Genomic DNA, 22,182 nt, shown 5'->3' with positions numbered 1-22,182 from the left:
CCAGCGGGGTGGCCGCCCACATCCTCACCCGTGCGTGGCGGCGGTCCTCCGGGCGCTGCCGGTGACGTCGGAGGGGGATCCGATCGGGTGCTCCGGATGGTCCAGCCACACGGTCTGGCCGTCCGGCCGCACGGTCAGGCCGAACCGGGTGTGCGGCGGCTTGCCCGCGGCCTCCCACCACGCGTAAGCCGTAGCGAGCTCATCGAACAACCGCCGCGCTCCGTGCTGGCGAACGCCGTAGGAACGCGCACCGGTCCCGACCCGCCATGACGCCCACGATCCGGCGAACGTGTCCATGAGGTAGGCCGTGTACGCGCCGCCGTGTGGATCGTCGTTGTCGTACACCACCACTGACGTCATTTCGGGCACTCGCAGACCGATGGCGAACGAGGCGTCGAAGACGGACAGCGCGTGGTAGGGGTGCAGCTCCGTCGTCGTCTCTACGTAGTCATGTTCTGGACGAACATGTTCCCTCACCACTCCGTGGGGAGGACGTTGGTCGCGCACCCACATGAATGCCACGTTTCCGCCAAAGTGGCCGGACGCGGTGCCGTCCTCTCCGACCCGGAGCCGCAGCAGCGCGCCGTTGTGGAAGACGGTCCCCCAGGGAGCGACGATCCGCCCACCCGGGACGGTCTGCCGGACCCACGCGTACGGGACACGTTGGACGGCGGCGGTGGCCAGCACGCGGTCGTAGGGAGCGCCCAGGGAATGGCCCCCGGTCCCGTCAGCCGTGACAACACGCACCGGCCAGCCTGTGGCTTTCAGCGCTGCCGCGGCCGCCTCGGCGACGGCCGGATCCACCTCGACGCTGGTGACGTTCTCGGCACCGGTTCTGGAGGCCAACAGCGCGGCATTGTACCCCGTTCCCGTCCCGATCTCCAGGACGCGCATCCCCGCGTCCAGGTGCAGCGCGTCCAGCATCATCGCGACCGTCGTGGGCATGGACGCCGACGAGGATACGTAGCCCCGCCCGTTGCCGTCGCCGTCATCAAGTTGCGTGATGATCGGCTGGTCGGTGTAGCAGACCGCCAGCCACTCCTCAGGAGAATCAGCGCGGCGGACCGGCACGAGGTCTCCGTCCCGGTCGACCCACACACTGTTTGGTATGAACCGATGTCGAGGGATTTGCACGAAGTTCTCCCGCCAGTCCTCGGGGAGGCGTCCGGCTGACGCCAGGTCCGCGACAAGGCGGGAGCGCGCGTGGTCAGGAAGGGTCACTTGTCCTCTTCGTCGTCCCGTTCGTGCTTACCTCCGCCACTGCCGCCATCATTTGGGGTCGGCGGCGGGATGGGGCTGGACCACTGGCTGTCGGAGTTCGTCTTGTCCTCGTGCTTACCCATGCGCAACCTCCGTCGAATCCTGGATCGCGTTTGACCAGGGTCTTCCCGCCCGTTGATCATTGGGAAACCGTCCGATGTCGGCCAACAGCAGGTCGGGCCACGCGCTCCGGAGCCGATCGCGGCGCACCGTCCCCGCCCACTCACCGGATTCGGGGCGGAGCGGCCGACGTTCCGTCCCCGCCGAAACCGCGTCAGACGCTCCGGCCGCGCCCGGATTCGGACTCAGGTGGCTGCTGATACCGGTGCGATGCCCCCTGGCAGCACACGGTTTCCGAAAACCTCCCACGACGGTTGCTGATCTCACGAGCCGGGCATGTCACGAACGGCGCCGGGCGCGCCCCATCGCCACCCGACGCGACCGACGCCCCGCCCGCACCCGTCGGCAACGCTAGGAGGGACCATGAACCGGCCGACCATCTCTCCCCCACCCCCCGGCTGCACGTGCGGCCCAGGCTGCAGCTGCGGCTGCCAGAGCGGCGGCTCGTGCCAGTGCGGAGGCTGAAGGGACCCGCCGGCACCGCCCGGTAACCGAATTCGGCCAGCACGGTTGGTGATCTCACGAACCGGGCATGTCACGAAAGGCGACGGGCGCACCCCACAGCGCCACCCCGCGCGATCCGGCCGCCCGCTGCCGCCAGCGACTCCAGGAGGCACTATGGACCGGTCCACCGCTTCTCCCCCGCCCCCCGGCGGTTGCAACTGCGGCTCCGGTTGCGGTTGCGGCTGCCAGAACGGCGGTTCCTGCAGCTGCGGAGGCAACTGCGGTTAGCCTCCCGGGAAACGTGATCAGGTCACGATTCCGAGCGGCGGCCTCCCCCTCTCCGCTCGCTCAGGCGCGGGCCGTCCCTCGCCCCCTGGGACGGCCCGCGCCGCCTCGTCGTCGCGCAGGTCGTGCGGATCCGCTCAAGGCCGTTCGGCCGTCCCCCGGAGGGGCGCTTCTCCACTACGCTTTGTCGACATCCGACATGCTGGATTTCCGGCGCGTCAGGGTGCTTTTCGGCTTTGTCGAATGCGACAATACGTGACGCCCGCCCCACTCGGTGTCACCAGCGACGGAGCCACAGGGCGGTGTCACTTCGGCCGGGGGGATGAGCCTGATGTCCATCGACATGTTCGCATCCGCGGCGGGACAGCTCGACGATCACGAGCGGCTTCGGCTCTACATCGAGGGCGTCCGCGAGCGCGCCGCACAGGCGGTGCCGTGGGGACCGGACACGGTGGGGATACCAGCGCAGCCGACCGAGAACACGATCCTGCGGATCAACGACGCGGCCTTCTACGCCAACGCACGCACCGAGATCGCCGCCTTCGCCGACCTCTGCCTCTCCCTGCTCAGCCTGCACCGCCCGCGCGACGGCGGCGGCCTGAGCAGCGGCCCGACGACCGCCGCCCAGCGCTGCAACTGCTGCATGCTGCGCTGGCCGTGTCCGACGATCCGGGAGATGTCCCAGTTGCTGAAGTGAACACGCCCGGCGCGGCCGGATACCGGAGGTGCCGCTGGCGCGCCGGTCAGCGGTGGCTCACCACGTTGATCACCCGGCCGTTCGGGTCCCGGACGAAGAACCGGCGCACGCCCCATTCCTCGTCCGCCGGTGGACGCAGGACCTCCGCGCCGCTGTCCAGCACCGCCCGGTAGACGGCGTCCACGTCGGTGACCTCCACGCTCATGTCGGGGCAGACCGGCTCGTCAGGCGACCGGGATGCCCAGCCGCTCCAGCTCGCCGGTGTCGCGGGTGGTGAGGAACCAGTCGCGGAATCGGGTGTGCGGCGTGAGGTCGCTCGCCGGGGCCAGCGCGTGCTCGCCGACGAGGTGGAAGCGGTACCCGTGCGGCTCCAGCAGGGCGCGCAGGCGGCGCCCGTCGGCCTCGGGCAGCACTTCGCACAGGATGTCCGGCCGGTGGGCGGCGAGGAAGTCCTGGCCGTGCGCGAAGACGGCGTCCTCGGTCCCCTCGACGTCCACCTTGACCAGCACGCGGGTGCCCCGCTCGACCGCGCCGGTGAACTCGTCCAGCGCGACGACGTCGATGGGCACGCCGTCGGCGAAGGTGAGGCCGCTGGAGTAGAAGCACGGCAGCGCGGAGTCTCCGGACCGCGCGGGCATCCGGACGGCGGTCTCCGGGTCGCCCACACCGACGTGGTGCAGCGTGCAGCGGTGCAGGACGCGGTTGCGCACGCAGTTGTCGAAGAGCGTGTGGTACACCTCCGGCACGATCTCGAAGGCGTGCGCGCGCAAGTGGGGGTTGACCGCCGTGCCCACGAGGGTGAACAGGCCGGTGTAGGCCCCGATGTCGAACATCATGCCGGCCTGGCGGGCCGCGCGGGCGAACAGCCGCACCGCGAAGTCGTCGGCCGGCTGCGGGCGACGGCCCTCGCCCCAGTACAGTTCCTTGGCCACCACGCACCGGGCGGGGCGCAGCATCGTGTACTCGGCGCCGTCGACCCGTCCCACCACCTCGGGGATGGCCGCCGGGACCGGGAGCCGGCCGGTGTCGCGCAGCCGCGGAGCGGCCAGCCGCACCGCGCCCCGCATGGCGAGGTTGGGCAGCCGCCAGCCCAGGACCCGTTTGACGTGCCGCTTGGCGCCGTACCAGCTCCGCCGGCGGCCGACCGCGGTGGCCCGGTAGTCGACGTCCGCCGGTGCGGCCGCGGGGTCGGCCGGCGGGTCGGCGGGGCGGGGATCGCCACCGGGCGCCTCCTCCCGGACCTCGCCGTCACGCGTCGTCGTCCGCTGCCCCATCATCGCTCCCCTGTGGCACGCTGTCGCCCTGGCACCCACCCAGCGTAACGGCCGCACCCGCGGATATCTCGGTACCGCCGCGGTAAGGCGGATCTCACGGGGCCGCTGGCTCGCGATGCGCGCCGGGCCGAGGCGGGCGTCACCCGCCGGGAGCGGGGCGCGATCCATCTCTCCGGCGGGTGGCGCGGCCGGGCGCACCGAGGGGGCGCCCGATGCCCGGACCGTATAACTGGAACGCGTTCTAACACAAGGCACGCCGTGGCCACAGGACGGTCACCCGGCGGAGTGCGCGTGCGTGACGGGCCATGGAGCGGACGGCGATCGGGGCGGCGATTCCGCTCGCCGCCCCGATCACGAGAACATGATCCTGCTAGCCCTCGACGGTGTTGAACTGCACCGAGGCGCGGTCGGCGAGCAGCGGGCGGATGAGACGGAGGGCGGCCTGGTGCTCCGGGTGGTCCCGGTAGGCGAGGTAGTCCGACTCGCTCGCGACGTCGGCGACGACCGCGAAGTCGTAGTTGCCGGATCCGATACCGAGGTCGGCACCGTAGACGTACCCCCGGAGCTGCGGAATCCGCCCGGGCAGCCGCGACAGGACCTCCTCGACCTCCTCCACCTGCTCGGGCGTGGTGCCCGCGATCCACCGGAACAACGCGATGTGCCGAATACCCATGCGAAAAACCTACGGCACCCTGGGCGGACGGCGATGCCCGCCCTCGGTGGCCGGTGGCCGTTGGTGCGCGTCTTCGTGTGCCGGGGACGTACGTGGCCGTGGCTCGCGTTGGCCTGGTGGCCGCGACCGGGCACGGTGTTCGGTCCACGGCCGCGCACACCGGCTTCGCGTCGGAGAGCGGCCGGATCGGCGTGTGCCCATCGGCCGGGCCGAAGGCGGGACATGGCCGTCGAGACGGAACTGACGTAGCGGACCTGGAGTGCCATGAGCGGGCTGTCCAGGTGCGTCGGCATCTCACCGATCGTGGGTGCTCTTCGCCATGCCCGCGGCCGGTTCAGCGAACTCCCGCCCACGACCTAAGGTCGTACCGGCGCCCCGCCGCTCCTGGAGGCGAGGCGGGGCGCCCGTGTCGCGAGAGGAAGGTGTGCATGACCCGCATGCCCACGGGGGTGGAGATCCACGGCGCCTGCGATCCGGCGTTCGCGCGGGTGCGCCGGGTCTTCGAGAACAACTTCGCCCGGGAGATGGAGACGGGTGCGGCGATCACCGTTCACGTGGGCGACGAGCCGGTGGTGGACCTGTGGGGCGGCGTCGCGGACGAGCGCACCGGGCGGTCCTGGGATCGCGACACCCCCTGCTTCGCGTTCTCCTGCACCAAGGCGGTGACCGCGGCGGCGGCACTGCGGGTCGCCGAGCAGGGCGGGCACGACCTGACGGCGCCGGTGGCCTCGTGGTGGCCGGAATTCGGCACCGCCGGCAAGGAACGGACCACCGGGGAACACCTGCTCTCGCACCAGGCCGGGCTGCCGGTGTTCGACCGGCCGGTGTCGGTGGCGGAGGCGGCGGACCCGGCGGCCATGGCCGGTCTGCTCGCCGCGCAGCGCCCCCAATGGGAGCCGGGCACCGCCCACGGCTACCACACGTTCACCTACGGCTGGCTGGCCGGCGAGATCGTGCGCCGGCTGGACGGCCGGACCGTCGGTGACTACGTGGCGGCGGAGATCGCCGGTCCGCTCGGCCTCGACCTGTGGGTCGGCTCCCCGGACGAGGTGATCGACCGCGCGGCCCGGCTGACGACGGGTCCCGGACGCCGGAGCACCGCGCCGTCCGGGACCTCCGGGGCTTCCGCCACCGGTCCGGTGGCGGCGCTGACCCGCGCGACGCACGACCCCGGCAGCCTGCTCTCCCGCAGCATGGCCGCGCCGGACGTCGGCGCGGTCCCGGGCCGGTTCAACAGCCGGGAGGTGCTCGCGGCCGGATGGCCCGCCGCGGGGCTGCTCACCTCGGCCGGTGGGCTCGCGGGGTTCTACCGCGACCTGCTGGCCGGCCGGATCGTCTCGCCGGACACGCTGCGCGACGCCCTCGTTCCGCGCGCCACGGGTCCGGACCGGGTCATGGTGCTGGACAGTTCGTTCGGGCTGGGGTTCATGCGCCCGTCGCTCGTGTTCGCGGTACCGCGCGCCGCGTGGCCGGGCGCGTTCGGTCACACGGGCTCCGGCGGTTCCATCGGGCTGGCCGACGTGGACCACGGGATCGCCATCGGGTACGTCATGAACCGCACCGGGACCGAACTTTCGGGCGGCACCCGGGCGATGCGTCTGATCAAGGCGGTGTACGACAGTCTCGGCTGATCCGGCCGGTGCCACCGCGCCAGGCCCAGGGGCACGGAGCCCGGCCGCCGCGCCCGGACCGGGGTTTCGGTTGGGCGGCGTGGCGGCGGACCGCGGGCCGGAGCACGGCCCGACCGGGGATTCGGTCAGGAGTCCACGGCGGTCCGCCGAGCGCCCCGTCGCGGGGGGGGTGGTCCGGCACCGTCCGTCGCGAAATTCGGTGTCACGGGCGTCACACGACCACTCACTGTGACCATATGTGCAGATTGTCTGGCATTTCACAGAAAAACGAGCAGACCGGAGCACGGCAATTCCCGAACGACGGTATTCGGAGAATGGTGGACTGTGTACACCTTCGGGTGGCCATTCTCACCGGCCGGGATGCGGGAATCGGCCGGTCCACGGCCGCACGCGCTCCGGAGACAATTGGCACGGTGGCCGAGTGGCATGACCACCACGTCTCGCACCGTTTCCGCCTCCGGCGGACGGTGCCGGGCCACGGCCGGACGCACCCGGTCCGGCGGGAGGCGACGATCGTGGGGAAGGCGGCCAGAAGGGGGCCGGTCGCCGCGCCCGCAGGGCCCCGGCACCTCGGCCCGGGGGCTTCCGCTCCTCCCCCGCGCCCGGCCGGGGAGCCGGGCCCCGGACATACGGAAGCCGTCGCCGTGGACGACGGGCGACGGCGGATCGGGGCGCGGCCCGGAGGGCGCTCGCACGGGCCGCGGAAGCACCGGCGGGGCGCCGGGCCGCGCCGGGAGTTCCGGCTCAGCTGACTCGGGTGGTCAGCAGATATGCGTCCGGACTGTCCGCGTCGACGATCTCCGTCACCTTCCAGGTCTGCCCGCCGACGGTGAACGTGTCACCAACGCGGACGTCGATCATGACGTTGGGCCGCCAGTCCCGAGGGCCGCCGATCTTCGCCACCGACCGTCCCTGCTCGTCCACCCAGAACCGGCCTCCTCCCACCGGACCGCCTTCGAACCGGTCATTCCGGCCATAGGTGATCTTCTCTTGTGCGCCGACTTCGTGGGCCACGTTGGACTCTTTCCCTGCCAATTGGATGAGCCTCAGTCATGGTAGTACGGCAATGCCCGCCATTTCCGGGCATTGATTTCCTGCGCGGATTCCCCGCACTTTACCTCGCGCCGGTGAAATTGCATACCTGGGAGTTACCTCCGTTTCGGTCAGGCCGAGCCGCCTTTCCGGCCTTCGACATGCGCCGATTGCGGTCCCCGTTCCCTCCGTCACTTTCCGCTACACCTTCGTGCCGTGGCACATGCCACAGCGTCCGCGCCGGCGTCCGGCGCGCCCGGGTCGCCGACACGTGGGCCGCCCACCTCGGGCCGGGGCCGGCGCCTTCGAGGTCCGTTCGTGAGCGGTGGGCCGGTCAATGTGCCGCCCGATACGTCCCTCCCCCGCCGTCCGCATCGCGGCGGGCTCGGTGATCCCCGGCCGAACGCGTGGCCCACTCCGGCCGGTGGCCTGGAATTCCACGTGCGCGGCCACGGCCGGGCTTCCGGTCCGGGCCCGGAACAGCCGAGCGGCCCCGGACCGAGGTCCGGGACCGCCGACGCGGTGGCCGCGGCGGTCTCGCCGCTCGTGTTCCCCAGGTCTCCCTAGGCCGCGCTCACCGCCTCACTCCCCTCCACCGCCGACACGGGAAGGGCCTCCGGCCACCGGTGTCGACGGCTTCGGACGTTCAGGTTCCCAGGTCGACGATCGCGGCCACCGGCCCGCCGCCCGAAGGTCCCTGGTGCACCGCCGCGACCGAGACGAACACCGCCGGGTCGCCGGTGACCGCCGCCGTGACGCCGCCGACCGTGGCCTTGATCTGGCGGTGCCAGTGCACGTCGGAGTCGTCCAGCATGATGTTGCGCCGGCCGCGCACCCGCCCGCGGGGGTCGGCCTCGCACTTGAGGAAGACGTTCACCAGGCGGTCCGCCAGGTCCTCGCTGCGCGGACGGTCGGGCAGGGGCAGTCCGGCCGAACGGATGGCGTCCCAGATGCCGTCGGCGTCCAGGGCGTCGCGCATCACCCCGTGGCCGACCCGGAACCGGCCGCCCACGCCGCGCGCGTTGCCCACGACCACGATCTGCGCCCGGTCCAGTTCCACACCGGACGAGCAGGACGCCACCGAGGAGTAGAGCGAGAGGTCGGAGTGGATCTGCTCGGCGGCCGGCTCCTCGATCTCCCCCAGCGCGGTCGCGATGCCCAGCGCCGTGGTGGAGTTGGAGACGTCCATGGACTTCAGCGTGTCCTCGGTGAACACGTCGTGCCCGCGCGCCTTCGCGTCGTTGATGGTCTCCAGGACCAGCAGCGGGGTCTTGGTCTGCACGTAGTGGACGTCGGCCGGATCGGTGATCCCCGCCGTCCGCATCGCCGAGCGCACGCCGTCGGCGACCTTGCGCACCATCGCCGGGCGGCCGATGTCCTCGGGAAGGATCGCCTCGCTCATCGCGACGCCGACCACCACCCGGGGCTCGTCGCTCGGCCAGTACCGGCCCTCGGGCGCGTGCGCGAACACGGTGGCGTGCGGCGACAGGACACCGTCGGTGCCCCCGGACCACACCAGCGGCACCCGCGCCACCTCCTCGGCGTCCCGGCCGCCCCGGGCCAGCAGCACTTCGCGGAACGCCCGGTCGGCGAGGATCCGGGTGTAGTCGTTCACGCCGCCGTTGCCCTCGGTCTTGCCGACCACCGCGAGGACGTCGTCGGCCGCGAACACGCCGTCGTCGATCAGCCGGGCGAACCCGGACGCGTCCGTCACGCTCTCGATCGGCACCTTGTGGACTTCAACCGGTCTGGCCATCTGCCGCCGCCTCTCTCACCTGGGGTCGTGGGTCGTCGGTCCCATCCGCGCGGTCTCGCTCCTGGTCACGATCGTCCCGGCCCGGCCGGCCAGGCCGTCCGCCATCTGCGCCAGCCCGGTGATGACGGCACGCTCGCCGCCGTGGGAGACGAACCGCAGCGCCGCCTCCACCTTCGGGCCCATGCTGCCGCGCGCGAAGTGGCCGGCGGCGTGGTAGGCGGCGAGTTCGTCGGTACTCACCGTGCCGAGCGGCCGCGCCTGCGGGGTCCCGAAGCCGAGCACGGCGTTGGGGACGTCGGTGGCGATGAGCAGTGTGTCGGCCCGCACCAGGTGCGCGAGCAGCACCGCCGTGCGGTCCTTGTCCAGTACCGCCTCGACGCCGCGAAGCGCGCCGTGCTCGTCCCGGATCACCGGGATGCCGCCGCCCCCGGCGGCGACCGTCGTCACCCCCGCGGCGACCAGTGCGCCGATGGCGACGGCGTCCAGGATCTCGCGGGGTTCCGGCGACGGGACGACCCGCCGCCAGCCGCGTCGGCCCTGGTCGACCCAGTTCTGCCCGAGGGCGATGAACCGGGCCGCCTCGTCGGCGTCCAGATACCGGCCGACCGGCTTGCTGGGGGCCGTGAACGCGGGGTCGTCGGCGTCGACCAGCGTGCGGGTCACGACCGCCGCCACCGGACGCGCGGCGCCGCGACGGCGCAGCGCCTGCTCCAGCGCGTCCACCATGGTGAACCCGATGGTGCCCTGCGTCTGGGCACCGCACCAGTCCAGGGGCACCGGCGGCACGACGTGCGCAGCCAGCTCGTTCTTCACGAGGAGGTTGCCGACCTGCGGGCCGTTGCCGTGCGTGAGCACCACCTCGGTGCCACCGGCGACGAGGTCCGCCACGTGATCCATGGCGGTGGCGATCGCGGCCCGCTGGTCGCCGGGGCGGGCGCTGCCGTCGGGGGCGGTCATGGCGTTGCCGCCCAGCGCGACGACCACGCGGCGCGGTTCGGGCATCGCCCCTCCCCTCCCCGTTCGCTCGCCACGGCGGGCTCTCATCCGGACCGGCGGACGGGAAGCCCGCCTCCGGGCGGACGGTGCCGACTCTAGAGAACGGCGCCGCCCCGTCTCCTGAGCGATTGTTGCCCAACGGTCCCGGAAATCTCGCGGTTTCCTGCCGAACCGGCGCGCCGGGCCGGGGCGCCGGCGTCAGCGCGGCGCCGAGTCGAGGTCCCGTACCTCCCGGCGGACGCACTCACGCAGGGCGGTGCCCGGGCGGCGCAGTAGACCGCGCAGCGTCCGGCCGTTGCCGGGCAGGCCGTAGACGTCGTAGTAGTCGAACATGGCCGCCAGCCCCGCGACCACGTGCTCCGCGGCACCGGCGGACAGGGCGTCGCGCCGCCAGTCGTCGATCGGCACCGCCACCGGGCGGACCGGCCGGTCCATCGCCTCGGCGAGCGCCCCGGCGTAGTGCCGCACCGAGATGTTGGCCGGCCCCACGAGCTCGTACACGGCGAACGAGTGGTCGTCGTCGCCGCCCCGGTCGTCCAGCGCGGCGAGGCCGCCGACGGCCGCCCGGCCCCGCCGGACCGGGGCCGGCTCGGTGAGGCAGCGCACCGCCACCGCCGCGACGTCCCACAGGTCGACCATGCCGAACCGGACGTCGATCGAGTAGGGGACGGCCAGCCGCCCGGTCTCCCGGACCGCGGGGATGCGCGGGAGCAGGTTCTGCATGTACGGTCCGGGCTGCAGCACCGTGACGTCCAGGCCGGAGCGGAACAGTGCCTCCTCGACCCGGAGCTTGGCCCGGTGGTGCGGCATCGCCTCGGCCTGCGGTCGCAGGACCGAGTGGTACACCACCCGCCACACGCCCGCGGCGCGCGCCGCCGAGATCAGCGTCTCCCCCATCTCCTGCTCGTCGGGGCTCATGTTGGGCGCGATATGATAGAAGGCGGTGACCCCCTGGGCCGCCTCCTTGAGCACCGCCCGGTCGCGCATGTCGCCCACCACCGCCTCGTCGGCGCCGTGCGAGCGGATCTCCCGCACCTGTCCGGGCCGGTGCACCAGCGCGCGGGCCGGCACCCCGGAGTGCCGCAGCGCGGCGATGACCGCGCGTCCTGTTCTCCCGGCCGCGCCCGTCACCAGGACACGTGCTTCCGTCACAGTCGATCCACCTCCGCGTGTGCCGCGCCCCCGGACAGCAGCGCGTAGCCGGGTCCCCTGTCGAAGAAGGGGCGGTCGGCGGGGCGCTCGGCACGCAGACGGGCTCGCAGCCGTTCGGTGGCGGCGTGGTCGGGCCGGGGGTCGTCGGTCGGGCCGTTGATGACCACACCGTAATCGGCGCTCGCGGCGTCCCGGGACACTTTGCGGCAACGGACGTCCCGGACGACGGCGTCGACGTCGCGGTCCAGGGGGTCGCCCCAGCCGCCGCCTCCGGTGGTGCGGATCCGGATCACCTCTCCGGCGCGTACCGGTTCGGCGTCCACCAGCCCCGGCATCTCCCGCTCGTTCGGGCCGCCCGGGTCGATGGTGACCTGGAACGGCCGCCCGGCACGCCCGCCGTTCACTCCCCAGCAGGCGAGAATGGAGCGGTCGGCGACGGACATGAACGAGGCGTCGCGCAGCATCCGGATGTGCTTCTCGTAGCCGAGCCCGCCACGGTGCAGGCCCGGACCGCCGGAGTCGACGGCCAGAGCGAGCCGTTCCACGATGAACGGGAACCGTGACTCGGTGAACTCGGTGGGCAGGTTGCGGGAGTCCGGCACGATGTGGATGGTGTCCTCCCCGTCGGCGTGCGGCCGGCCGCCCGAACCGCCGCCGAGCACCTCGCGCATGAGGTACGGCCGGCCGGCGGCGTCGGTGCCGTGCACTCCGGTGTAGCGGATGGTCTCCTGGTCGGCGGGCATCCGGCCGCCCACGGCCTTGGCGAGGGCGCCGGCCAGCACGCCGAGCAGCCGCAGGATGACGAAGGTGCGGGCGTTGGTCGGGGCGGGGAAGACGGGGGTGAGCAGCGTGCCTTTGGGCGGGAACCGCATCTCGATCAGCGGCACCACGCCCTCGTTGACGTCGAGCTCGGCCATCCGCTCCGGGGTGTCGGCCAGGTTGCGCAGGACCGGGGCCAGCCACTTCTTGAGGAAGTTGCCGTCGGCGTAGTCGCCACAGTGGTTGATGGGGCCGCGGGCCTGCGGCGATGTACCGGTGAAGTCGATGGTGAGCCGGTCGGGCACCTTGGTGAGGGTGATGCGCTGGGCGTGCAGCCGGGGCGGGTCCACGCCGTCGTGCTCGGCGTAGTCCTCCCACACGTAGCTGCCGTCCGGGATTTTGGCGAGGATCTCGCGGCGGTAGGTCTCGGTGGTCTTGTCGAGGATCGCGTCGAAGCATGCCTCGACGGCGGCACGGCCGTAGCGGCCGAACAGCTCGGCGAGCCGGCGGGCGCCCATGAGACAGGCGGAGCACTCGGCGTCGAGGTCGGCGGCCAGCGACTCCGGCATCCGGGAGTTGCGGGTCATGATGCGCAGCGCGGCCCGGTTGGGCACGCCGCGGTCCCACAGCCGGATGGGCGGCACCATCAGGCCCTCCTCGAAGACGGAGGTGGCCCCGGACGGCATCGAACCGGGGCAGGCCCCGCCGATGTCGTCGTGGTGCCCGAACGCCTGCACGAACGCCACCACCCGCGGGCCGTCCGACCCGCCACCGTCGTCGTGGAACACCGGGACGGTGACGCACAGGTCCGGCAGGTGGCCGATGCCGCCCTCGGACTCGTAGACGTCGTTGTGGAAGAACACGTCGCCGGGCCGCATGGTGTCCAGCGGGAAGTCCCGCGCGACGGGGTGCACGAGCGCGGAGTAGGACCGCCCGGTGAGCTTGCGCAGCCGCCGGTCGTGGATGCCCACGCGGAAGTCGTGGGCGTCGCGGATCATGGGCGAGCGGGACGTGCGGGCGATGGCGGTCTCGACCTCGCGCTCCACCGAGGCGAGGGTCCCTTCGACGATCTCCAGCACCACGGGGTCGGCGGCGCGCACGCCGCCGGTCGGGTGTGCGGCGGTCATGGGCGGCGCTCCTCCTGGGTCGGCATGGCGGGCCGGTCGCCCGAGGTGACGAGCACGTTGCCGTACCGGTCGACCTCCGCGGCGCAGCCCGGATGGACGGGGATGGTGCAACCGAATTCCTCGATGACGGCGGGGCCCACGAGGCGGTCGCCCGGCGCCAGGCCGGGACGCCAGTAGACGGGTGTGTCGTGTCCGGGGTCGTCCGCGCCGCCCGCGCCGAAGTACACCCGCCGGGTGCCGGTCCGCGCGCGGGCGGGATCGCCGTCGCCGGGCGGCGCGGACACCGGTTCGGGGCGCCGGATCGGCCCGACTCCGGACACCCGCAGGTTCACCCACTCGACCTGCTGGGCCGGGTCACCGCGGAAGTCATAGCCGTACAGCCGGTGGTGCGCCTCGTGGAAGGCGGTCGCGACGCGCTCGGTGAGGAGGTGGTCGATGGGCCCGCCGGGCACCGGCACCCGGACCTCGTACGCCTGGCCGACGTAGCGGAGGTCGGCGCTGCGGTCGTGGCGCTGCGCCGGCCGGTCGAAGCCCTCCGCGTCGAGGGCGCGGGCGGCCTGCTCGGTGAGGTCGGCGTAGATCGCGGCGACCCGGTCCGGGTCGAGGTCGGCGTGCGGGCACACCGCCGTGCGCACGTAGTCGTTGCGCACGTCCACCGTGAGCAGCCCGTACGCCGAGACGTTGCCGGGGTCGCGCGGCACCAGGACACCGGCGAGGCCGAGGATGTCGATGAGGCGGCAGAGCAGCAGCGCCCCCGAGCCGCCGAAGGCGACCATGTGAAAATCGCGCACGTCCAGGCCGCGCTGCACGGTGACCTGGCGCAGCGCGTTCGCCTGATTCCACGCGGAGATCTCCAGGACGCCGGCCGCGGCCTGCTCGACGCCGAGGCCGAGCCGGTCCCCGAGCTTCGCCAGCCCCTCGCGCGCCGCCGCAGCGTCCAGCGGAATCCGGCCGCCCAGCAGGTGCGGCGGGATGCGGCCGAGGACCAGGTGCGCGTCGGTGACGGTGGGCTCCGTGCCGCCCGCGCCATAGCAGATGGGGCCGGGGTCGGCGCCGGCGGAGCGCGGCCCGACCTTGAGGGTCTCCTCGGCGGAGATCCAGGCGACCGAGCCGCCCCCCGCGCCGACGGTCACGATGTCGATCATCGGGATCTTGGACGGGAAGCGGCCGATCGTCCCCTCCGTGGTGAGGCCCGGCTCGCCGTCGAGCACGACCGAGACGTCGGTGGAGGTGCCGCCGCCGTCGAGGGTCAGCACCCGGTCGAATCCGGCGCGGTGCGCGACCAGCGCGGCACCGAGGGCGCCCGCCGCCGGGCCGGACAGCACGGTGCTGACGGGCTGGTGCACGACCTCCTCGGCGGACAGCACGCCGCCGTTGGACTTCATGATGTGGAACGGCACGCGACGGCGGTCCGTCGTGAGCCGGGCCGCGTCGAGCCGGGACCGGATTCCGGCGACGTAGCGGGAGACGCTCGGCTTGACGGCGGCGTCGACCAGCGTCGTCATGGAACGCTCGTACTCGCGGTACTCGCGCAGCACGTCGGAGCTGATGGACACCGTGGCGTCCGGGTGCTCGGCGAGCAGGATGTCGCGCACCCGGCGTTCGTGGCCGGGGTCGGCGTAGGAGTGCAGCAGGCAGACGCCGATGGTGTCGATCCCCCGGTCGCGGAACCACCGCGCGGCCGCGGCCGCCTGTTCCTCGTCCAGCGGCCGGATCTCGGCTCCGGTGTGGTCGAGCCGCCCGCCCACGGTGCGGACCAGGTCGGCCGGAACGATGCGGTCCGGTTTCACCCAGAAGTAGGAGTTGCCGTACCCGTCGGGCACGGACTGGCGGGCGATCTCCAGGACGAACTCGTACCCCTCGGTGGTGATGAATCCGAGCCGGTCGATCCGGTCCTCCAGGAGCCGGTTGGTGGCCACGGTGGTACCGTGCGCGACGGCGACGACGTCGAGGGGGTCTCCGCCGAGCTCGTCGCGGATGCGGGCGATCGCGGTCATGAAACCCTCGGCGGGGTCCGCGGGGGTGGACGGCGTCTTGGTTGCGACAGTCTCCCCGGTCGCCTCGTCGACGGCCACCACGTCGGTGAACGTCCCGCCGGTGTCGATCCCGATCCGGACCCGCCGTCGTCCCGTCATCAGCGTTCCTCCGTGCCGCAGCCCCGGCTCTGATGCGCCTGCCACGCATTCAACTTGGGCGTCAGCGGCGGGGAACCGGCAACATCTGCCAACCATGCCGGTGAACGCTGGTGATCCTCGAAGACCCTGACACGGCAGGAGGCCCTGCCGATCCCGAGCGCCGAGTCGGCACGGGGCGGTGGCACCGGACGGCGGGCCAGGGGCGCCCCCACGGCCGGGCAGCCGCCGCGCGGCGCCACCGACCACGAGGCGGAGCACCGGCGCGCCCCACGGCACCGGGCGTCCGGACGGGCCGTACCGTGCTCATCCCATCGGGAGGCGCGCCCGCTCCGCTGCCCCGTACTCGTAGGCCTCCTGCGGCCAGGTGGTGTGCACATATTCCGGCCGCGCCAGGGCGGCGGCGAGCACGCCCATCGCCGTGATGCCCTGCGGACCGTGGTGATCCCACGGCCCCTCCGGCTTCGTCCGGACGGCGAGCGCCGTCCTGAAGGCCGTGAGCAGGTTCGCAAGGACGCGGAATCTTCCGCTGACCACCGAAGCGATCCGCGCGGCGGTACCGCGCTGCCGCACCGGGGAGGCCGGCGCTCGCATCGTCGGTATCACTCGTGGATGGCGGCGGTGCGTTCGGCGGACCCGGCCGCCGCGCCGCTTGATAACGCGGACCGCCGGCACCAACGCCGACCGGAGAACCGGAAAGCCGACGCGTCCGGAGCTTCACCGCCGTTCGCCGTGGTCGAGAACCGAGGCGAGCAGCTCGCCGACGGTCGACTCGGCGTGGTCCGCCGTCACGGCCGGCCGGGGAGCCGCGCGAGGCCGTCCGTCGACCGGCGGCCGAACCCGAGCCGGTCCATGACCGCGCGCGACGGTCGGCGCACGTGCGGCATGCCGCCGCCCCTCACCCGTCGTCGTTCACATCGTCGTGCGGAGCAGCCGACAGAACGCCGGGTTCCACGGCACGGCCGTCACGACCCGGCGGACGTCCGGCGCCGTACTCGCCAGTCCGGATCCCGCACGACCTCGTACTCCTCCGCCCGGCCGAGCGCGGTCAGCACCGCCATGGTCCCGGCCGCCCGCATCGTCGCCGGTGTGGAGTCGGCCAACGTCCCCACGACGCCGGTGATCCGCACGGTCAGCGGCGCCCGCTGCGGTCCCACCAGCGCCAGCGCCTCCCGGCAGCCCCGCTCCGCGCCCGCGAACCAGTCGGGGTCCTGCTCCGGGGACGCGCTCGGTCCGCCGTCCGGATCCACCGCCGTGACCACCTCGGAGCGATCGCCCCCGCCCGTGACCCGCACCCGCACCACCGCGAAGCCCGGGACGCCGCGGACGTACCGCCGCAGCCCGTACTCGGCGTCCCGGGGAACGGTCACGACGCGCCCCGCAGGTAGGTCAGCACGGCGAGCACCCGGCGGTTGACGTCGTCGTCGGGCGGCAGGTCGAGTTTGGCGAGGATGTTGCCGACGTGCTTGCCCACCGCCGCCTCGCTCACATAGAGCATGCGGGCGATGGCTCCGTTGGACCGGCCCTCGGCCATGAGGGCGAGCACCTCCCGCTCACGGTCGGACAGCCGGGACAGCGGGTCGCGCCGGCGGCGCAGCAGCTGGCGCACCACCTGCGGGTCGACCACGGTGCCGCCGTCGGCGACCTGCCGTAGCGTCGCCGCGAACTCCGCGACGTCCACCACCCGGTCCTTGAGCAGGTAGCCGACCCGCCGCCCGTCACCGGAGTCGAGCAGGTCCGCCGCGTAGCTCTGCTCCACGTACTGGCTCAGCGCCACCACCGCGAGGTCGTGGCGCTCCCGGCGCAGGGCGACCGCGGCGCGCAGCCCCTCGTCGGTGAAGCCGGGCGGCATCCGGATGTCGGTGACCGCGAGGTCGGGCCGGTGTTCGGTCGCGGCGGCGAGCAGGGCGTCGTGGTCGCCGACGGCGGCCACCACCTCGAAGCCGAAGCGTTCGAGAAGTCCGGCCAGCCCCTCCCGCAGCAGGACGCCGTCCTCGGCGAGGACTACTCGCACGGCACGCCCGGGCCCGCCGGTCCGGTCGTCGGCTCCTCCGGCGCCGGCGGCGCCGCTGGTCGGCTCTCGTCGCACGGAAGCTCCACTCGTAGCAGGGTCGGTCCCCCGGCCGGACTGGACAGCAGCATTCTGCCGCCGGTCACCGCCACGCGGTCCGCCAGGCCGATCAGGCCGCTGCCCCGGTCCGGATCCGCGCCGCCGCGCCCGTTGTCGGCCACCTCCACGACCAGCAGGTCGCCGTGCAGATCCGCCGTCACGACGGTACCCGTCGCGCCACTGTGCTTGGCCACGTTCGTCAGGGCCTCGGCCACCACGAAATACGCGGTGCCCTCGACGTGCTCGGGCGGCCGCCGCGGCAGGTCCGCGCGCACGGTCACCGGCAGGCCGGTCCGGTCGGCCAGTTCGGGCAGCGCCGCCGCGAGGCCGCGGTCGGTGAGGATCTGCGGGCGGATCCCGCGGATGAGTTCGCGCAGCTCCGCCATGAGCTGCTTCGCCTGGTCCTGCGCGGCGGCGACCGCGGCGGCGGGCGGGCCGTCGGGGAGGTCGAGCCGGGCCAGCCCCAGCTGCATGGTGAGCGCGACGAGTCGCTGTTGCGCGCCGTCGTGCAGATCGCGCTCGATCCGGCGCCGCTCCGCCTCGAACGCGTCCACCAGCCGCGCCCGGGACCGGGTCACCTCGACCAGCTCGGCGCGCAGTTCCTCGGGCCGGGAGCCACCGAGCAGTTGCCGGGCCAGCACCCGGTTGCCCTCCGCGAGCAGCGCCACCGCGTAGGGGAAACCACCGAGGAGCAGCACGAGCGCGGCGAGCGCGAACGGAACAGCCTCGACCGGGGTGTCGACCTCCCCGAACCCGAGGCTGACCGGGCCCGAGTCCCCGACGAGCAGGAACGGGGAACACGCCAGCAGCAGCAGGAACAGCCCGACCCCCGCGATCAGCAGCACCGTCAGCGGTGCGACCAGCAGCACCAGGAGCAGCAGGTAACCGAGATCGCGCCAGGTCGCCCCCTCCGTGTAGCGGGTCCGCAGCCACGCCCACAACCCGGGCGCGTCCGGCGTCCGATGCCCGCTGAGCAGCGGGGCGGAGTCGACCATGCGCAGCCGCAGCCGCTCCAACGCGGCCACCGGCAACGCGAGCAGCGGCCCGCCGCCGGCCAGCATGAGCGTGCCGCTCGCGAGCATCAAGCCGACCACGCCGGGCTGGTAGCTCGCGCGTTCGACGATGTGGACCAGCAGCACGATCCAGGGCAGGCACAGCATCGCCAGCGGCGCGGCGACGAGACCGGTGACCGCCCAAGCGGACAGCAGGTAGCCGAGGGAACGCCAGGGCCAGGCGGAGATCAGGAAACGCCGCTGCCGGACCGCCTGGCCAGGGGTGATAGGGGTGAAAGTGGACACGTCGATCACGCTATGCGGGCCGGGCCGCTGCGACCAGCGCCCTGTCCACCGTCCGCGGGTAGGGCTGGGCCTACCGCGCTGCCGGACCGTCTCCCGTGCCGAAGGCACGAGATCCCCGGAGACGAGGCCGGGGCGGTGTCACCTCCGATCGACCGGCACGGGAGGCAGGAGTCGTTGACCCGGCTACCGGAGGCTGCACACCTTTACGCGAGCGACACGCCCGTATGCCGTCTTGATGCGGTTCATCGCTACATGACCGGGTTCCCGGACACGCCCTAGCGCTGGCCGAGGACGTTCTTCACCCGCCCCACGACGCTCTCGAACTCCGTGCTGAACGGGTGCTCGTGCACCATGTACGTCCACGTGGTGTGCGGGCGCTTCACGCCGGCCACCTCGACGTCCAGCCGGCCGTCCTGCGGTTCCAGCGCCTCGAACGTCTCCGCGGCGCGGGCCCGGGCCTCCTCGAGGAAGCCCGTGAAGGCCGGCACGGCGTCGCGGTTGAACTCGTCGAGAGGGTTGCGGCGGCCGAGAAAGCGCAGGTGGATGCCCTCGCGCAGGTCGGCGAGGAAGGCGTTGTGGTCGGTCCAGCCCCGGTCCAGGTGGTACAGGGTGATGAGCTTGGCCGCCCGTGCGACCTCCTCCTCGCCGACCGCCTCGACCAGTTCGGCGTGCTTCTCGGCGCAGTCCACGGCCAGCTGCCGGTCGCCCAGCCCGTCGGCGAGCACGAACTGGCGGTACTCCAGGACCACGCCGCGCTGCACGTCGATGAGCTGGTTGTACCGCCAGGTGTTGCGGTGCAGCTCCAGGAGCTGCCCTTCGGCCACGCGCTGGGCGTGGTCGACCGTGGCACGCCAGGCGGAGTCGGTGATCTCGCCCTCGGCGGTGACATCGGCGTGGCGGGCCTCGGGCGCGTTGGCCGCGATGAGCTCGTCCTCGACGCTGACGAAGAAGATGGAGCTGCCCGGGTCTCCCTGGCGCCCGGCGCGGCCGCGCAACTGGTCGTCGAGCCGGCTGCTCGGGTAACGGCCGTAGCCCATGACGTAGAGGCCGCCGGTCTCCACCACCCGCTCGCGGTCGGCCATGTCGCTGCCGCCGAGCCGGATGTCGGTGCCGCGCCCGGCCATCTGGGTGGACACCGTGATGGCGCCGTACGTGCCCGCCTCGGCGATCACGGCCGCTTCGTCGGCGTCGTTCTTGGCGTTCAGGACCACGCACTCCAGGCCGGCGTCGGCCAGCCGTTTGGCGAGCCGTTCGGACTCGGCGACGTCCTGGGTGCCGATGAGGATGGGGCGGCCCGTGGCGTGCACGGTGCCGACCTCCTCGATCAGGGCGTCCTCCTTGTCCTCCGGAGTGGCGTACAGCCGGTCCTCCTCGTCGACCCGCACGCACGGCTTGTTCGGCGGAACGACCGCGACCTCCAGCTCGTAGAACTCGCGGAGCTGCTCGGCCACGGCCATGGCGGTGCCGGTCATGCCGCAGCGGGTCGGGTAGCGCAGTACGAGCGCCTGCACGGTGATGGAGTCGAAAATCTCCCCGGTCTCGCTGACCGCGACCTTCTCCTTGGCCTCCACCGCGGCCTGCAGACCGTCCGGCCAGCGCTGCAGGAGCGCGATGCGCCCGCGCGACTCGTTGATCAGCCGGACCTCGCCGTCGCGCACCACGTAGTGCACGTCGCGCTGCAGCAGCGCGTGCGCGTGCAGCGCCAGGTTGACACGCGGGAGGACGGAGGTGTCCTCCTCGGAGTAGAGGTCGATGCCGCCGAGTTCGCGTTCGACCAGGTCGATCCCGCTCTCGGTGAGCTGGACGTTGCGGCCCTCGCCGTCGACCTCGTAGTGGATCTTCGGCCGCAGTCTCCGGACGAGCTCGGCCATCTCCAGGTCCGCCTCGGCCGCCTCGGCCGCGCCGGCGAGCACGAGCGGAACCCGGGCCTCGTCGACGAGCACCGAGTCGGCCTCGTCGATGAGGGCGACGTCGGGCTCGGCTACCACTCGATCCCCGGCATCGGTCACCAGGCGGTCGCGCAGCACGTCGAAGCCCAGCTCACTGACCGACGCGTAGGTGATGTCGGCGGTGTAGGCGACGGCGCGCTCCTCGCGGGTGGACTCCTGGCCGATCCACGCCACGGCCACCCCGAGCAGGTCGTAGAGCGGCCGCATCCACTCGGCGTCGCGCCGTGCCAGGTAGTCGTTGACGCTGAGCACGTGCACCCGCCGGCCGCGCAGGGCGAACCCGGCGGCGGCGAGGGCGCCGGCGAGCGTCTTGCCCTCGCCGGTGGCCATCTCCGCCACGTGGCCGTCCAGCAGCGCCATGACGCCGACCAGCTGGACGTCGAACGGGCGCTCGCCGAGCGCCCGCCGGGCGGCCTCGCGCCCCACGGCGCACAGCTCGGCGAGGTCGGTGCGGTCGTAGGGTCCCTCGGCGTTGCCGAGCTCGGCCGCCCGCTCGGTGAGCTCGGCGTCGCTGAGCTCACGCAGCGCGGTCTCCCGCTCGCCGACCGCCTTCAGCAGCTTCGTATAGCGCCGCACGTCCACCGAGCCGGGCTTCCCGAGGACCCGGCGGACACTCTCGGCCATTCGTCCGAACACCACGCCAGGGTAACGTCACGCGGCCGGGAGCGGTTCCGCCGGACCGTCACGATTCGGCGCACGGCGTTGCGCGGCGCCCGTATCGGCGCCTGGTGGCGGCGTGTCCGCGCAGGCGGACGGTGGTGACACGCCCGCGCCTGCCGGCCCGGACCGGTACCGGCCATGCCGGAAACGGAGCGCGTTCCGGCGGAGGGTGCCGCCCGCTAGTGCACGAGCTGGTGGCGCTGGCGGGCCTCCACCGCGATGGCGTGCTTGACGAGGTGGATGAGAACCTGCGCCACCGACTCACGCTGCCGGGCGTCGCACCACACGATGGGCACTTCGACCCCGAGGTCGAGCGCGTCGCGCAGTTCCTCCGCCGAGTACTGGTGGTCGTCGGCGAACGCGTTCACGGCGATCAGGAACGGCAGCCGGTACTGCTTCTCGAAGTAGTCGATCGCCTGGAAGCAGTCCTCCAGGCGCCGGGTGTCGACGAGGATGACCGCGCCGAGCGCACCGCGGACCAGGTCGTCCCACATGAACCAGAACCGCTGCTGCCCCGGGGTTCCGAACAGGTAGAGGGTGAGGTCGGTGTCGAGCGAGATGCGGCCGAAGTCCATGGCCACGGTCGTGCTCGTCTTGTCGGGGGTCTTGGAGAGGTCGTCGATGCCGGTGCTGGCGGCGGTCACCGCGGCCTCGGTGCGTACGGGGGGAATCTCGGAGACCGCTCCCACGAACGTCGTCTTTCCGACGCCGAATCCGCCGGCGACGATGATCTTGGTGGAGAGCTTCGGGGAGTCGTTCACTCGTCTGTTGTCCTCGCGACACGGGCTCTGCCGCACGCCGCCGGCAGGGGCGCGCGGTGAAGGGGG

The 22,182-nt window shown here is 72.8% G+C and carries 18 protein-coding genes and 1 pseudogene; 2 read left to right on the top strand and 17 right to left on the bottom strand.

The window, feature by feature from the left end:
• Positions 1-24 precede the first annotated feature (24 nt).
• Together ACFQRF_RS17460 and ACFQRF_RS17455 are read right to left on the bottom strand one after the other, a co-directional pair.
• Positions 25-1,071 (bottom strand): methyltransferase domain-containing protein, encoded by a 1,047-nt coding sequence (locus tag ACFQRF_RS17460; protein WP_379872174.1) that lies wholly within the window; start codon positions 1,069-1,071, stop codon positions 25-27.
• 146 nt (positions 1,072-1,217) lie between these two features.
• Positions 1,218-1,343: a hypothetical protein gene (locus tag ACFQRF_RS17455; RefSeq protein ID WP_379872173.1), complete on the bottom strand. Its 126-nt coding sequence runs from the start codon at positions 1,341-1,343 to the stop codon at positions 1,218-1,220.
• A 1,097-nt stretch (positions 1,344-2,440) separates the two neighbouring features.
• On the opposite strand from ACFQRF_RS17455, the gene ACFQRF_RS17450 reads away from it, so the two are divergent.
• Positions 2,441-2,806 carry a hypothetical protein gene (locus ACFQRF_RS17450; RefSeq protein WP_379872172.1) on the top strand — a complete coding sequence of 122 codons (366 nt, stop codon included), beginning with the start codon at positions 2,441-2,443 and terminating at the stop codon, positions 2,804-2,806.
• 46 nt (positions 2,807-2,852) lie between these two features.
• Here the strand turns inward: ACFQRF_RS17450 and ACFQRF_RS17445 are convergent.
• The 3 genes and pseudogenes from ACFQRF_RS17445 to ACFQRF_RS17435 form a co-directional block, all read right to left on the bottom strand.
• Positions 2,853-3,026: pseudogene (locus ACFQRF_RS17445) on the bottom strand (VOC family protein); the annotation flags it as partial.
• A gap of 4 nt (positions 3,027-3,030) precedes the next feature.
• A complete protein-coding gene (locus tag ACFQRF_RS17440; RefSeq protein WP_379872171.1) occupies positions 3,031-4,080 on the bottom strand; it encodes an FkbM family methyltransferase in 1,050 nt (349 codons plus the stop codon).
• A 370-nt stretch (positions 4,081-4,450) separates the two neighbouring features.
• Positions 4,451-4,753, bottom strand: coding sequence for a Dabb family protein (locus ACFQRF_RS17435; protein ID WP_379872170.1), 303 nt, complete (start codon positions 4,751-4,753; stop codon positions 4,451-4,453).
• Positions 4,754-5,181: 428 nt separating this feature from the next.
• Here ACFQRF_RS17435 and ACFQRF_RS17430 point away from each other — a divergent pair, with 428 nt between their 5' ends.
• Positions 5,182-6,384: a serine hydrolase domain-containing protein gene (locus ACFQRF_RS17430; protein ID WP_379872169.1), complete on the top strand. Its 1,203-nt coding sequence runs from the start codon at positions 5,182-5,184 to the stop codon at positions 6,382-6,384.
• Positions 6,385-7,128: 744 nt separating this feature from the next.
• On the opposite strand, the gene ACFQRF_RS17425 is transcribed toward ACFQRF_RS17430, so the two are convergent.
• The 12 genes from ACFQRF_RS17425 to ACFQRF_RS17370 all read right to left on the bottom strand — a co-directional run bounded on the left by ACFQRF_RS17425 (position 7,129) and on the right by ACFQRF_RS17370 (position 22,116).
• Positions 7,129-7,398, bottom strand: a complete 270-nt coding sequence (locus tag ACFQRF_RS17425; protein ID WP_379872168.1) for a DUF6406 domain-containing protein — start codon at positions 7,396-7,398, stop codon at positions 7,129-7,131.
• Between the two features lie 664 nt (positions 7,399-8,062).
• Complete coding sequence (gene bar / locus ACFQRF_RS17420) at positions 8,063-9,172, bottom strand: barbiturase (RefSeq protein WP_379872167.1); 1,110 nt, start codon at positions 9,170-9,172, stop codon at positions 8,063-8,065.
• A 15-nt stretch (positions 9,173-9,187) separates the two neighbouring features.
• On the bottom strand, positions 9,188-10,174 hold the full coding sequence (locus ACFQRF_RS17415; protein WP_379872166.1) for a carbamate kinase: 987 nt from the start codon (positions 10,172-10,174) through the stop codon (positions 9,188-9,190).
• 192 nt (positions 10,175-10,366) lie between these two features.
• A complete protein-coding gene (locus ACFQRF_RS17410) occupies positions 10,367-11,320 on the bottom strand; it encodes an SDR family oxidoreductase (protein ID WP_379872165.1) in 954 nt (317 codons plus the stop codon).
• A complete protein-coding gene (locus ACFQRF_RS17405; protein ID WP_379872164.1) occupies positions 11,317-13,206 on the bottom strand; it encodes a hydantoinase B/oxoprolinase family protein in 1,890 nt (629 codons plus the stop codon). The genes ACFQRF_RS17410 and ACFQRF_RS17405 overlap by 4 nt, the downstream gene beginning before the upstream one ends.
• On the bottom strand, positions 13,203-15,341 hold the full coding sequence (locus tag ACFQRF_RS17400) for a hydantoinase/oxoprolinase family protein (protein ID WP_379872163.1): 2,139 nt from the start codon (positions 15,339-15,341) through the stop codon (positions 13,203-13,205). Before ACFQRF_RS17400 ends, ACFQRF_RS17405 begins: the two co-directional genes overlap by 4 nt.
• Before the next feature lie 303 nt (positions 15,342-15,644).
• A complete protein-coding gene (locus ACFQRF_RS17395) occupies positions 15,645-15,932 on the bottom strand; it encodes a hypothetical protein (RefSeq protein WP_379872162.1) in 288 nt (95 codons plus the stop codon).
• 371 nt (positions 15,933-16,303) lie between these two features.
• Positions 16,304-16,708, bottom strand: a complete 405-nt coding sequence (locus tag ACFQRF_RS17390; protein WP_379872161.1) for a hypothetical protein — start codon at positions 16,706-16,708, stop codon at positions 16,304-16,306.
• Positions 16,705-17,352, bottom strand: coding sequence for a response regulator (locus ACFQRF_RS17385; RefSeq protein ID WP_379872160.1), 648 nt, complete (start codon positions 17,350-17,352; stop codon positions 16,705-16,707). Before ACFQRF_RS17385 ends, ACFQRF_RS17390 begins: the two co-directional genes overlap by 4 nt.
• Complete coding sequence (locus ACFQRF_RS17380) at positions 17,343-18,746, bottom strand: sensor histidine kinase (protein ID WP_379872159.1); 1,404 nt, start codon at positions 18,744-18,746, stop codon at positions 17,343-17,345. The genes ACFQRF_RS17385 and ACFQRF_RS17380 overlap by 10 nt, the downstream gene beginning before the upstream one ends.
• 275 nt (positions 18,747-19,021) lie before the next feature.
• Positions 19,022-21,319, bottom strand: a complete 2,298-nt coding sequence (gene secA2 / locus ACFQRF_RS17375) for an accessory Sec system translocase SecA2 (RefSeq protein ID WP_379872158.1) — start codon at positions 21,317-21,319, stop codon at positions 19,022-19,024.
• A gap of 215 nt (positions 21,320-21,534) precedes the next feature.
• The gene (locus ACFQRF_RS17370) at positions 21,535-22,116 is read right to left on the bottom strand and encodes a GTP-binding protein (protein ID WP_379872157.1); all 582 of its coding nucleotides are present in this window, start codon (positions 22,114-22,116) and stop codon (positions 21,535-21,537) included.
• Positions 22,117-22,182 lie beyond the last annotated feature (66 nt).

The organism is Marinactinospora rubrisoli, assembly GCF_042664915.1.
Lineage (GTDB): Bacteria > Actinomycetota > Actinomycetes > Streptosporangiales > Streptosporangiaceae > Marinitenerispora > Marinitenerispora rubrisoli.
Note: the sequence above shows the minus strand (reverse complement) of the source record. Positions and strands in the feature narration are given on the sequence as shown.

Excerpts from the sequence above, each read along its gene's own strand:
- ACFQRF_RS17455 (WP_379872173.1), bottom strand. The coding sequence starts at position 1,343 with ATGGGTAAGCACGAGGACAAGACGAACTCCGACAGCCAGTGGTCCAGC.
- ACFQRF_RS17450 (WP_379872172.1), top strand. The coding sequence starts at position 2,441 with ATGTCCATCGACATGTTCGCATCCGCGGCGGGACAGCTCGACGATCAC.
- ACFQRF_RS17440 (WP_379872171.1), bottom strand. The coding sequence starts at position 4,080 with ATGGGGCAGCGGACGACGACGCGTGACGGCGAGGTCCGGGAGGAGGCG.
- ACFQRF_RS17435 (WP_379872170.1), bottom strand. The coding sequence starts at position 4,753 with ATGGGTATTCGGCACATCGCGTTGTTCCGGTGGATCGCGGGCACCACG.
- ACFQRF_RS17430 (WP_379872169.1), top strand. The coding sequence starts at position 5,182 with ATGACCCGCATGCCCACGGGGGTGGAGATCCACGGCGCCTGCGATCCG.
- bar (WP_379872167.1), bottom strand. The coding sequence starts at position 9,172 with ATGGCCAGACCGGTTGAAGTCCACAAGGTGCCGATCGAGAGCGTGACG.
- ACFQRF_RS17415 (WP_379872166.1), bottom strand. The coding sequence starts at position 10,174 with ATGCCCGAACCGCGCCGCGTGGTCGTCGCGCTGGGCGGCAACGCCATG.
- ACFQRF_RS17405 (WP_379872164.1), bottom strand. The coding sequence starts at position 13,206 with ATGACCGCCGCACACCCGACCGGCGGCGTGCGCGCCGCCGACCCCGTG.
- ACFQRF_RS17400 (WP_379872163.1), bottom strand. The coding sequence starts at position 15,341 with ATGACGGGACGACGGCGGGTCCGGATCGGGATCGACACCGGCGGGACG.
- ACFQRF_RS17395 (WP_379872162.1), bottom strand. The coding sequence starts at position 15,932 with ATGCGAGCGCCGGCCTCCCCGGTGCGGCAGCGCGGTACCGCCGCGCGG.
- secA2 (WP_379872158.1), bottom strand. The coding sequence starts at position 21,319 with ATGGCCGAGAGTGTCCGCCGGGTCCTCGGGAAGCCCGGCTCGGTGGAC.